Source organism: Streptomyces sp. NPDC013455 (assembly GCF_040632975.1).
In the GTDB taxonomy this organism is placed as follows: domain Bacteria; phylum Actinomycetota; class Actinomycetes; order Streptomycetales; family Streptomycetaceae; genus Streptomyces.
In genome coordinates, this window is record NZ_JBEYCX010000047.1 from 1 (window position 1) to 11,472 (window position 11,472).

Below are 11,472 nucleotides of genomic sequence, written 5' to 3' on the forward strand. Positions count from 1 at the left end.
GGCGGGGAGGGGGCCGCAGGTGATGAGGGTGGCGCGGTCGGCGAGCTGGGCGCCGCGGGTGCCGGTGAACAGGGGTGTGTCGGTGACGTTGATGCCGGCGTAGACGAACGTGGCGGGCAGGCGTTCGGTGAGGTCTTTGATCAGGTCGGCGGTCTGGGCGCCGGTGGTGGTGCGGGGGTTGAGGCGGTGGATTTCGTCGTTGTTGCTGTGCTGCGCTGGTTCGTCGGTGGTGGGTCCGGTGTCGTGTTGCGGATGCCGGGCGGCGGGGATGGGTGCTGTGGTGGCGCGGGCGAGGAGAGCTTGTTCGGTGGTGGTGGCGTGGCCGCTAGGGACGCGGCGCATGAGTTGGTCGAGGGCGTCGGCCAGGCCGGCTTCACGCTGCTGGCTGTCGTCGTGGTTGCTGTGCCGGGCGTGGGTGCGGATGTGCTGCCAGGTGTGGTCGTTGAACGGCTGGTGGACGTGGTCGCGGTGGATCCAGGGGATCTCGGTGAGCTGGCCGTCGGGGAGGCGGATCCAGATCTGGCGGACGTCGTGGGGGTTGTAGTGGATCTCCCATTTCCCGCCCCGGCCGGCGACGGGGGAGGCCTGGCCACGGTAGGGGGCGAGGAGGTCCGCGTCGTAGGTGCGGTGGTGGACGCGGATGCCGGAGGCGGTGATCGCCTGCCAGCGCACGGGCAGCAGTTCGAGGTAGTCGCGGCCGGTGAGCGGGACAGGGACGTGTCCGGCGACGGCGACGAGCGCGGCCCACATCTGGTTCGGCGTGAGGGCTTTGCGGGGCATCAGCAGATGGCGCAGGCTTTCGTGGGGCCGGTGGTGGTAGTGCACCAGCCACTCATCAAGGAGGTCCTGCAACTGGGCGACGCTGTAGCAGGCGTCTTTCTCGGTGTCGGGGCCGCGGCGGGTGACGTCGGATCCGGTGTAGCCGGGCAGGTGCTGGCAGAACAGGTGGTTGATGGTGCCGAAGGCCCGCTCGACGATGCCTTTGGCGGTGGGGGCGTGAGGCGGGGCGGGCTGGACGCTGATGCCGAGGTGTTCGCAGGCGGCGGTGAACGCGGCGGAGACGAATACTTTGCCGCGGTCGACGACGATCGTCTCGGGTAGCGCGACGGGCCGGGCCGCAGCCCCGGCCAGACGCTCATCGAGTGCGGCCAGCCGCTGGTGGGGGAGTGCGGGGGCGTGGTCCATGCGCAGGATGTCCGGCCAGGTCGGCCGGGCGGGGTGGGGGACGGCCATCTCCGCCAGCAGCAGGGCCGCGTCGACGGCCTGGGTCGCGCTCGGGCACAGCACGGCGGCGAGGATGGCGCGGGTGGCGACGTCGACGGCGATGGTGAGTTCGGGCCGGGCCAGGCGCCCGTCGTCGAAGAGAGCGAGGACGTCCAGGCGGGTGGTGTCGACCTGGACCTGCTCCCCGGGCCGCAAAGCTGTGGCGGGGGTGAACGCCCGCCCGTCGAAGCTCGCCGGTACTTGCCGGACGGGTCCGGAGGGGAGTTCGCCGGGCCGGGCGAGGTTGGTGACGAGCCGGTACAGCGTGGCCTGAGACGGTGCGGGCACCGTGCCGGGGCCGTGCCGGTCCTCAAGGATCTGGTTGATCAGCGGGAACAGGCCGTTGATGGTGCCCTTGGAGCGGCCGCAGCGGCGCAGTGCTTCACGGACGGCGGCGACGACCCGCTCGTCGGCCCGCCCGGTGGGGCTGGAAGCACGGGTGGTGCGGTGGTCGAGCAGCCCCCACAGGCCTTGCTTGCGGTAGGCCAGGCGCATGCGCTGCACCGTGGTGCGCGAGACCCGGCCGAAGCCCAGCGCGGTCAACTCTGCCGCTTTGGCCTGCTCGCGCTGGGCCAGCGTGTGCTGTTCGGGGTCGTACTGCGGCCGCACCGCCCCTTCGCTGCCGGGTCCGCCTGGCAGCCCGCACTCGACTTCCCTGACGTGCCGCTGCCAGGCCAGAGCCTTCTCACGCGCGGCGGCGGGGGCGGTCTCGAACAGTCCCCACTGCGGGGTCGCCTGCGGCGCATCGGCGCCTATGAGGGTGAAGCCGGGGTCGGCGAACAGGTGCCCGGCGAGCACGGCCTCACCGCCGCCGTCCGGTCCGACGAGATGGATGTCCTGCCCCGAAAGGGCGACCACTTGCCACGTCACGCCACGGAACCGGACGCGCGTACCGACCTTCACGGCGGGCCGGGCATTGCGCCGCGCGGTCACCCGGCATCTCCCGTCTCGGGGCCGCTCCAGCCCCGCGGGCCGACCATGGCGCGTTCGTGCAGCGGCGTGCTCAGGCCGGCCGTGAGCTGTCTGTGCCACAGGGCGTGGAAGACGGCTGTCGGCGTACACGTGAACGTGCCCAGTCACGTACGGATGAACGTGCTCACCTCCGGACGTACCGAGGGTTGATCGTGGGCAGTCTGCTGCCGGCCTGTGAAGGGTGGCGGAGGGCGGCTGACCGTGGTCTTGGACCCGCAACGGTGGATGGAGCTTCGACGTTTCCGCGGGCTGTCGAGTCCGGGGCGATGAGCCTGTCGGAGATCGCGAAGGAGACCGGGCTGAACCGCCGCACGGTCCGCAAGTACCTCTCCTCTGAAGGCCCGGTTGCACCGCCTCGTCGGGCTGCGCCGGGACATGGCCGTCGGCGGATGGTGGATGAGGTTGCGCCGCTGATCGACGCGATGCTGCGGTCCGAGATTCTGATCAAGGGTGCCGTGGTTCACGAGCGGCTGGTGGCCGAGTACGGCTTCACCGGCACCTACCAGCGGGTCAAGCTCTACATGCAAGAGGCCCGACCGCGGATCGCGGAGGAAATGGGCATCAGCCCGAGCGAGCTGGCCGGCTTGCACCGCAGGTTCGAGGTCGTTCCTGGAGCGCAGGCCCAGGTCGACTAGGGAGACGAAGGGCAGATCCTCGCCCACGTCGGCATCCCAAAGGTCTACTCGTTCCACATGACCTTGTCCTACTCGCGAGATCCGTTCTGCTGCTTCACTACCAGCCAGGACCTGGCCACCTTCTTCGACTGCCACCGACAAGCGTTCGCCCACTTCGGCGGGGTGCCGATGTCGATCGTCTACGACCGGACCAAGACCGTTGTCCGCCGGCACGTCGCACCGGGCGAGGCAGTTCCACTGCACCCGGAAGCTGTTGGATTCGCCGGGCACTACGACTTCGACATCGACGTCCTGGCCGCCTACCGCCCCACCGGCAAAGGCCGGGTCGAGCGGCAAGTCCTGATCGTCCGCGATCACGTCCTGGCCGGACGATCCTTCTCCTCCATCGAGGAACTCGACTCCGCTTTCAACGCCTGGGTGCCGATGCGTCGGGCCAAGTCCCACGGCACCCACGGCGAGGTCATCGGGCACCGCGCGATCCGCGATCACGGGGCCCTGAGACCGTTGCCGGCGACGCCCTATGTGGTCACTCAGCGGCACCTTCGCTACGTCGGCAAGGACTGCCTCGTCGCCTTTGACGCGAACCTCTACTCGGTGCCGGCCCGCAAGGTTCGCCCGCGTCAGCTGGTGGAAGTCAGGGCCACGAAGTCTCAGATCATCCTGCATTCCACCGTCCCTGACACCAACGGCGACACCCTGCTGGCGATCCACCCCAGGGCCGTCGGCCGCAGAGCCTGCGTCGTCGACGAGAAGCACTGGGACGGCCTTCCCGACGGGAAGAACCGGCGGACCACCACCGGGGACGTTCCCTTGCAGCCCCGTCATCAGAACGCACTCGGCCAGGAGGCGGCAGGCTCGCTGATGGCTCTCCTGAACCGGGCCGCGGCCGTCCGTGTCGAGGTCGGCCGCAGACCCTTGTCCGTCTATGACGAACTGACCGGGACCCGTCCCTTCACCACCCACCCCACACCGGAGGAGCCCACTTGAGCGAGCTGGTCAGCACCCGAATCCGCACCACAGCCGCCAGGCTCGGGCTGCCCCACCTGGCCGAGAGCCTGAACCAGTACGCCGGCCGGGCGGACGAGGCCAAGATGGGCTACCTCGACTTCCTCGACCTGGTCCTCGCCGAGGAACTCGCCGTTCGCGACGACCGGCGCTTCCGCCAGGGCCTGCGGCTGTCCAAGCTGCCGCACCACAAGACGCTCGACGAGTACGACTTCAGCTTCCAGCCCGAACTCGACCCCCGCAAGATCAAGGACCTGGCCACCCTCGCCTTCGTCGAGGCCAAGGGCAACGCCGCCCTGCTGGGCCCGCCCGGGGTCGGCAAGACACACATCGCCGTCGCGCTCTCGGTCGCCGCCTGCCGAGCCGGATTCTCCGTCTACTTCACCACCCTCGATGACATGGTCCGCCACCTCAAGGCCGCCGAAGCCGCCGGACGCCTCAACAGCAAACTCCGCACCTACCTCCGGCCCGGCGTTCTCGTCGTCGACGAGGTTGGCTACCAGCCACTGGAACGTGCTGAAGCAAATCTGGTCTTCCAGGTGATCTCCAAGCGCTACGAAAAGGGCTCGATCATCCTGACCTCGAACAAGACCTTCAGCGAATGGGGACAGGTCTTCGGAGACGAAGTACTCGCCACCGCCATCCTCGACCGGCTCCTGCATCACTGCGACGTCGTCTCAATCAACGGCCCGAGCTACCGGCTCAAGAACCGGCTCGCCGCCATCGAGCGCGACACCAACGTCGCCTGACCACAGGCAATCCCCGTCGTCGCCCCGCCAGCCTCCTAGCAACGCTGGCGGGCGGGCAGTCCCGCTCGGGCACGCCAGTAGTCCGCGTCGCGAGGGTCGGTCAGCCATCCGATCACACGCCTGAGCGCCTGTTTGGAAGGCGCCAGGCAGCGAGTTCTCCTCGCCGACGACAAGCCTGAGAGCGTCGACGTCATGGGTGGCGTGATCGGTGTCGCACCAGCAGGCCACGTTCACCACCGCGTCGACTGCGAGCCGGCCTCGGTCTGTCCACACCACCTCAAGCCGGAACTCCAGCTGATCGGCCCCAACCGCATGCTCGACGACATCCAGGCCGAGGATGATCGGCGTCCACGGCTGCGTGCCCGGGAAGACCGCGTGCTGCAGTGCCCATTCCCACTCCGCCCCGTGTCCGTCGACGCGAGCCGCATCGACGGCCCGAGCCGCATTCCTCAGGGATTCCACGTCGGCAGGCGACAGGAATGGGATGAGCGTGGTCAACGGGACGTCGTCAAAGGCACCTCGGTTCATGGCCATGCGTCGATCATCCGTTCTCCCCAGCCCAAGCAACAAGGAGGCCCCATTTCTGAGGTCTCCGCAACGAGGCTGCCAGGTTGCCGTCCACCAAGCTGAGCACGTTCATCCGTACCTGGCTGAGCACTTCAACGAGTACGGCGACAACGGCGGGCAGGACTGCGATCGGGTCGCCGACTGCCCCGGCCCCCTCGAGCAGGGGCCGTGGCCGCGTGAACGCCTCGAGGACCGCCGCCGTCAGGCCGGGGTGGCCGGCGTTGCGGGGGTGGCGGTAGCCGGCCAGCACGTCGTCGAGCGGTGTGAGGCGCCGGTAGGTCCAGCCGATGTCCGCGCACGCCTGCGCCACCGCCTCGGCGGCGTTCCTCGCGCGTTCCCCGCCCGCGTCGGGGTGGCTGGGGCAGTCGGCGAGCAGCGCGGTGCCGTCGGCACGGCGGGCGAAGAGCTGCGGCACCCAGGAACGCACCTGCTCGCGCAGATCACGCCACAGCAGCCGCACCGGCCGCCCCGCCAGGCCGGTCACATCCGGGTCGCGGTCCAGGACCATCAGCTGGGCGCGCATCGCGTTCGACCCCGCGGCCACATGCCTGCCGGTGGTCGCCGACCACCACTGGCCCGGCCCCCAGCGCCGCCCCGGGATGACCGGGAACGCCGACACCGACGGCAGGTCCTCGAACCCCACGGTCAGGGCGGCATCCGCCCACCGCTGCTGCACAGGGTGCCCCACCGGGTCGAGGAACACCGCCTCGAATCCACTGCCCTGGTCCACGCCCGCTCGCCCTGCCCGGCCCCGGGCTGCTCCTGTGCTGGTCACTCGCGCCAGCCAAGCCGCTTCCGCCGGTGCACACCGCTGTTTTCAGTGTTTCTGCCACGAACGAGTGCCGTATCAGCTAACAGGCGACTCGGCCCTCAACGCATCGTGCTCAGCCGCCGCCCTCCCGCCCGCTCGTGGTCAGCATCTCCCGGAGTACCTCGACGGGCATGTCCACCCATCGGGCCACCTCTTCGAGGGGCACGCCGCCGTTCACCGCGGCCAGAGCGGTCCGCTTCCAGGCGTTCTCGATCAGGCCGGCGCTGTGACCGAGGCCGCGCAGCAGCCGTCGGGCGACGTCGGCGGTCGGTCCGGTCTGTACCCCGCGCAGCTGCAGCAGCTGCTCCTGGACGCTGTCGAGCGTGCTGGTGATCAGCCTGCGCTGCTCGGCGGGCACCGCAGCCCGCCACATCGTCCCCGAACCGGGCGCCTTCTTCTCCTTGCCCAGCACCCGCATCTGGCCGGCCATGGTCGCGGCCCGGTGTTCCTGCCGCAGCCACCACGGGTCGTTGTCGTACCCGGGCGACCCGCCAGCGCCGCGGCGGAGACGGATGACACTGCCCATCCACGCCAGAAGCGGCCCGCCGTGGTCCGTCGCGGCCAGCGGCCCCAGCCACGGCCGGCCGACCCGCTCACCGAGCCTGCGGCAGAACATCCCGTCGGCGGGCAGCGCCCGCGGCCGCCCGGCACCGCTGTCCACCCACACCAGCTCGGCCATGCCCGGGTCCAGCAGCACCTCGGCCACCGCCACCACCTCCGGGAAGACGACCGCGTCCCGCCCCACGACCCGCCACCGCTCCAGATCACCCCCGGCATCCCCGCCCGCGACATGGTGCAGGCGCCGCGGCCAGACCATCTCCCGCTCCCAGCCGTAAGCCTGCTCCCACCACCGGGCCACCACCGCCCGCGCCAGCGCGAACACCCGCTCCGGCTCCACACCGGCCCGCACCGCCCGCCGCGCCAGCGAGACCCACCGCCGCTGCGCCGCCACCACCTCCGGCAGGGCACGCAGGTCGAGGTGCTCCAGCGGCTGGTCGGCGTCGGCGTCCAGCAGCCAACGCCCATGCCGAACACACGCCCGCTCCCACCGCGGCGCGTACCGCACCGCCCGGAGAGCCGTCCCCGTGCGCCGGGCGGTGCACAGACGGCAGCCGAACGCCACCGGACCGGCCACCGCGCCACCGATCCGCCACAGCCCCACCGGATCGCCATCCTCGGCACGCACCTTGGCATCCTCTTCCGCCCAGGACGGCAACGCCCGTGCCAGCACAGCTTCCTCGACGCCGCACATGTCTGCCAGCAGCTGACGTCCGGCCGGGTTCAGCAGCACCTCGGCGTCGGCCCGCGCACCTCCGCCCTCATGCCCGGGCGGGTAGTTGCGCCACTTCCAGCAGGCCCGCAGCACCCTTCGCTTCCATCCCGTAGCGGAGGGCGATGCGGCAGATCAGCGACGAGGTCGTCTCTCCCTGAAGGGGAGCAGTCCGCAGGAGGCCGGGGTAGCGGGTCACTCCACCACGGTCTCGTGCTCGCCGCCTGGGCGGGCCGCTTTCATAACGGATACCCAGCCCCGGAACGCCGGGTGTCGCGGTGGGCACGGAAAGCGGGCCCCGGGGTAGGCCTCGAGGTCGCGGGTGCTCTGCGGCCGGGGGTGCTTGCCAGCAGCCGCCTGTCGCGCGACCCGCACACTCAGGGGTGGGCCCGTACGCGATACGTACGCTTCCCGGGGCGCCACGGGTACGCAGTACGTCTGGGTTATGCCCAGCGCATACCGATGGCGGAGAGCTGTTCCACCCGCTCCGGTGACAGGGACGCGGCTCTGGAGCGCTGGTTCCCGACCCATGCTCCTAGTCGCACCTGGTGTTCCTTCATCCCCTGACCGTCGCGGCCGCCATCCCCGCCGCCGACGGTGATCGTTTCGATATGGCTCCTCGGTACCCGCAGGTGGCCCTCACGCTCGTAGTACTGGGTGGCGGCGGCCAGGTTGATCGCCCATTTGTCGGCCTGGGCACGGCGCGGGCGGGGCTTCTCGTCCTGGGTGGCGGGCCCGATCCCGAGGACCTGCTCGCACAGCCACTGCTGGACACCGGTGAGCTTGTCCCAGCCGAGCCGCTGCGCCAGTACCCATCGTCCAAGGTCCTCGCCCTGATGCACGGTCTCACCCGGCGTCATGGGCAGTGTTCCGCCGGCGTCGAGGTGCTGTCGGGTGAGGTGGAAGGCGCGTTGCCAGTCGATGGGCCAGGCCGGGCACCACGAGGGGTCGATGTCCTCCAGCTGTGCGCGCCGCTCCTCGGACAGTGCCCCGGCTACCGACTGAACGGGGAGGCCTTCGGCGCGCCGCTGCTGGATCTCGGCGGCCCTGCGGGCGGCGGCCCTGGCGTTCTTCAGCCAGATGCCTACCCGGTATCCCTTGTAGGTGGTGTCGGTCGGGGCCAGGAGGTGTCCGTTTTCGGCGGCCCAGCCGCGGGCTGCGGCGAGTCCTTCTTCCCACGCAACGTCGTAGTGCGACCACACCATGCCGAGCTTCTCCAGCTGGACAACGTGGTCAGGGGCCATGTCCCCGCAGGCGAAGAAGCGCCTGGCGTCGGCCACCCATTGCCCCAGAGGGAATGCGGCGAGGGAGGCGGGCCAGCCCTCGGCTTCCGCTTCCCCACCCGCCGGCACGCGGTAGGTGAAGGGCACGCGCAGGTCGCCGTGGAGCCGGTTGTAGAGGGTGGCGGCTTCGATGCCGCGTCGCCAGTGGGCGTGTTCGGGGTTGAGTACGCGCAGGTTGATGAACGCGGCCAGCTGCGCCGGGTCCCGGGGCGTGCTGAACTTCAGCAGTTCCCGGGCCGGTACCGAGAGTCGGTCGCTTCGGTCGCTGGCCTCCCCTTCGCCCTCGTCGCCGCTGGAGCGGGTTTGTGCGCCTCTGACACGGCTTGGCGCCTGCTGCTCGGCGAGCTGCTCCACCACCCGGGCATCGTGCGCCCTGAGCGCCTCCAGCAGTTTCGCCAGGCCACCGTAGGCCCGCGAGGTCAGCATGTTGTCGACTGTCTCCCCGGGCCCGAGCAGGACCGGCACCACGAGCGAGGCGACCTTGCCGTCGCCGGGCTGGATGCGTAGGGCGCGGCCGACGACTTGGACGAGGTCGGGCATGGAGCCGCGGACGTCGGCGAAGTACACGGAGTCGCATTCCCGGGTGTCGACCCCTTCGCCGAGCACGCGAACGGACCCGAGGAACGTCTTCTCCACCACCGTGCCGTCAGCAGTGATCCCTCTGGAGAACTCGTCCAGCACACGACGCCGGTGGCCCGGTTTGTGGTCGCCGCACAGCCAGTTGGCCCACACGGTGCGCGGGTACAGCCCAGGATCGGTCCCGTGCAGCCGGTCGGCGACCTGGGAGAGGCCGGCCGCGAAGGCCTCGGCCTCCTTCACCTGGTGGTGAAAGACCAGCGTCCTGCGGAAGCCTTCCTCGGCCGAGGCCTTCACCAGCGCTGTCTGCAGAGCGGCGAGCCGCGCCCCGCGCACCTGCTCGGACCGTGCCTCCGCGCCCAGGAGCTGTGCGGCCTGGAGGTGGGTGTCGGTGATGTCCACGCACACCACCTGGTACGGCGCGCAGATTCCCCTGTCGATGGCATCCGAGAGCGTCAAGGTGAAGGCCCTGCTGCCGAACGGGCCCTCCGGGTCGTCGTCCATGCTCGCCACCAGCTCACCGGGCCCGCCCGGCGAAGCCTCGGAGTCGTCGTCCAGCTGCCACAGCCGGGGGGTGGCGGTCATGTAGAGGCGGCGCAGGGCGGGGATGCGGGTGTTGTCGTGGACGACTGCCCAGGGCTTGCCGACCCGTCCGGAAGTCCGGTGGGCTTCGTCCACGACGATCAGGTCCCACCCTGGGAGTCCCGCGGTGTGCGCTCGCTCGAGTGTGCCGAGCCCGAGGGAGGCGTAAGTGGCGAACACGGTGACCTTGTCGAACGGCCGGACCCAGCAGACCAGCTCGTCCACGTCCGTGGTGTTGGAGAAGGATGCCTCCGGACCCCGGAGAGACGAGACCCCGATCATCGGGCCCGTCCGGCCTCCCTCGCGCCACGCGGCCTCGGTCTGAGCCAGCAGATCGAGGGAGGGCACGAGCACCAGGACGCGCCCTGCACGGAGCTCCTCCGCGCTGCGCACGGCGACGAGGGTCTTGCCCGAGCCGGTCGCCATGACCACCTGAGTCCGCAGCCCCCGCTCGGTCACAGTAGATCTTGCAGGCAATTCGAGCGCTCGGAGAACCGCGTCCACGGCCTCACGCTGATGAGGACGAAGTCCTTTCACAGCCATCCGATCCACCCTCTCCGGCGAGCTGGACAACAGCTCTCAGGCGCCCACACACAGCCAATCCCCGTGCATACAACCAAGATTGAGTGACCCGGCTCCCATCACGACACCGGCTGCACACCTCCGTGCGGGGCACAGACAACCGTCTCAGCGGATTACACACCTTCACAGCGCTACAGCCACCTAAGTCCAGAGTCTATCGCAGCAAAAAAATGAAGCAGACACTCCAGAGAATCGACACGGAAGCCACGGGTACTCCGCAGTCATCACTGTCCATCATCCGGGAGAGATCATGGAACAGAAGACCGAGAACAACCGAGGCAACCGGTTCTGCAAGGCCTGCGGCACGCCCGCCGAAGACGGGAAACTATGCAGTCGCTGCGGCGCCGTCCTGGACCTCCCCGACAGTGACGGGCTGATCGAAGACCAAGGAGCCGCAGTGCGACGCGACTTCGAAGGACGAACCCAGCAGCACGAGCAGAGGTGACCGAACCAGCAGGCGTGAACCCGGTCTGGTGAGCAGCGTGAACGGGGGTACACGGGCCGGCATGGCATCCACGACTGATCGCATCCTGTCCCTGCGGGCCGTGCGGCAGCTGCGCCGGGTCCGCACCTTCTACGCGGTGGGCGTCCTGGTGTGGGCGGCATCGACCGCCTGGACCGGCTGGCAGACAGCCGGAAGCCGGCAGATGTGGGTATCCGCCCTCCTCCTGGCCATCTTCACCGGCCTGCTGCTCACATCCTCCATATGGCTCCAGCGTCTCCAGCTCACGGACTCGGCTGAACCCGCCCGCCACGCCGCACCACGGTGGGCGACCCGGCGACGCCATGCGCATGCCTGACTGCTGAGGAACGGCCCGGACCTCCGTGCGTCTGCGGGAGCGTTAGCCGGGCATACGGGCTTCACCCCTTGTGGAAGGAGCTCCTCATGCTCGGCATAGTCGCGGCAGTACTGTTCTTCTTTGCGTTTTTGATCAACGCGGCTGATATCAGTACCAACGATGCGTTCTCTTCGACGAACGTCATGCTTCTCGGGCTGACGGCTCTGGCTTTGCATGTGGCCGGGGTCGGTGCCGGTTGGGCCCGCAGACGCTGACCCCATGACTCGGCGGCCTGCGGTGACAGACCGTCACCGCCCCCGGCCACATGCAAAGCCAGAGCCGTCAGCCCGAGAAGCATGACGTTCGTCGAAGAGAACGCATCGTTGGTACTGATATCA

At 69.6% G+C, this 11,472-nt stretch carries 9 protein-coding genes and 1 pseudogene; 5 read left to right on the plus strand and 5 right to left on the minus strand.

Annotated features, from left to right (window positions below):
• Positions 1 to 2,133 (minus strand): Mu transposase C-terminal domain-containing protein (locus tag ABZ576_RS34050; protein ID WP_360749900.1); only part of this gene is annotated, 2,133 nt, incomplete at its 3' end.
• Between the two features lie 327 nt (positions 2,134 to 2,460).
• Here ABZ576_RS34050 and istA point away from each other — a divergent pair.
• Both istA and istB read left to right on the plus strand, forming a co-directional pair.
• Positions 2,461 to 3,857: pseudogene (gene istA / locus ABZ576_RS34055) on the plus strand (IS21 family transposase).
• Entirely contained in the window at positions 3,854 to 4,624 is a 771-nt protein-coding gene (gene istB / locus ABZ576_RS34060) for an IS21-like element helper ATPase IstB (protein WP_360749903.1), read from the plus strand. Before istA ends, istB begins: the two are co-directional and overlap by 4 nt.
• Here istB and ABZ576_RS34065 read toward each other — a convergent pair.
• The 4 genes from ABZ576_RS34065 to ABZ576_RS34080 form a co-directional block, all read right to left on the minus strand.
• A complete protein-coding gene (locus ABZ576_RS34065) occupies positions 4,553 to 5,158 on the minus strand; it encodes a hypothetical protein (protein ID WP_360749906.1) in 606 nt (201 codons plus the stop codon). The two genes, istB and ABZ576_RS34065, sit on opposite strands and share 72 nt — an antisense overlap.
• 7 nt (positions 5,159 to 5,165) lie before the next feature.
• Positions 5,166 to 5,921: a TnsA-like heteromeric transposase endonuclease subunit gene (locus ABZ576_RS34070; RefSeq protein WP_360749909.1), complete on the minus strand. Its 756-nt coding sequence runs from the start codon at positions 5,919 to 5,921 to the stop codon at positions 5,166 to 5,168.
• A 154-nt stretch (positions 5,922 to 6,075) separates the two neighbouring features.
• Complete coding sequence (locus ABZ576_RS34075; protein ID WP_360749912.1) at positions 6,076 to 7,368, minus strand: DNA-binding protein; 1,293 nt, start codon at positions 7,366 to 7,368, stop codon at positions 6,076 to 6,078.
• A 347-nt stretch (positions 7,369 to 7,715) separates the two neighbouring features.
• A complete protein-coding gene (locus tag ABZ576_RS34080; protein WP_360749914.1) occupies positions 7,716 to 10,256 on the minus strand; it encodes a Helicase associated domain protein in 2,541 nt (846 codons plus the stop codon).
• Between the two features lie 289 nt (positions 10,257 to 10,545).
• Between ABZ576_RS34080 and ABZ576_RS34085 the strand changes: the two genes are divergently transcribed.
• The 3 genes from ABZ576_RS34085 (at position 10,546) to ABZ576_RS34095 (ending at position 11,349) form a co-directional block, all read left to right on the plus strand.
• Entirely contained in the window at positions 10,546 to 10,740 is a 195-nt protein-coding gene (locus ABZ576_RS34085; RefSeq protein WP_360749917.1) for a zinc ribbon domain-containing protein, read from the plus strand.
• A 61-nt stretch (positions 10,741 to 10,801) separates the two neighbouring features.
• Positions 10,802 to 11,095: a hypothetical protein gene (locus tag ABZ576_RS34090; RefSeq protein ID WP_360749920.1), complete on the plus strand. Its 294-nt coding sequence runs from the start codon at positions 10,802 to 10,804 to the stop codon at positions 11,093 to 11,095.
• An 86-nt stretch (positions 11,096 to 11,181) separates the two neighbouring features.
• Positions 11,182 to 11,349, plus strand: coding sequence for a hypothetical protein (locus ABZ576_RS34095; protein WP_190201688.1), 168 nt, complete (start codon positions 11,182 to 11,184; stop codon positions 11,347 to 11,349).
• Positions 11,350 to 11,472: the final 123 nt, after the last annotated feature.

Bases quoted from the DNA above. Each gene is read 5' to 3' on its own strand.
- ABZ576_RS34085 (WP_360749917.1), top strand. From the start codon at position 10,546: ATGGAACAGAAGACCGAGAACAACCGAGGCAACCGGTTCTGCAAGGCC.
- ABZ576_RS34095 (WP_190201688.1), top strand. From the start codon at position 11,182: ATGCTCGGCATAGTCGCGGCAGTACTGTTCTTCTTTGCGTTTTTGATC.
- ABZ576_RS34065 (WP_360749906.1), bottom strand. From the start codon at position 5,158: ATGGCCATGAACCGAGGTGCCTTTGACGACGTCCCGTTGACCACGCTC.
- ABZ576_RS34080 (WP_360749914.1), bottom strand. From the start codon at position 10,256: ATGGCTGTGAAAGGACTTCGTCCTCATCAGCGTGAGGCCGTGGACGCG.
- ABZ576_RS34090 (WP_360749920.1), top strand. From the start codon at position 10,802: ATGGCATCCACGACTGATCGCATCCTGTCCCTGCGGGCCGTGCGGCAG.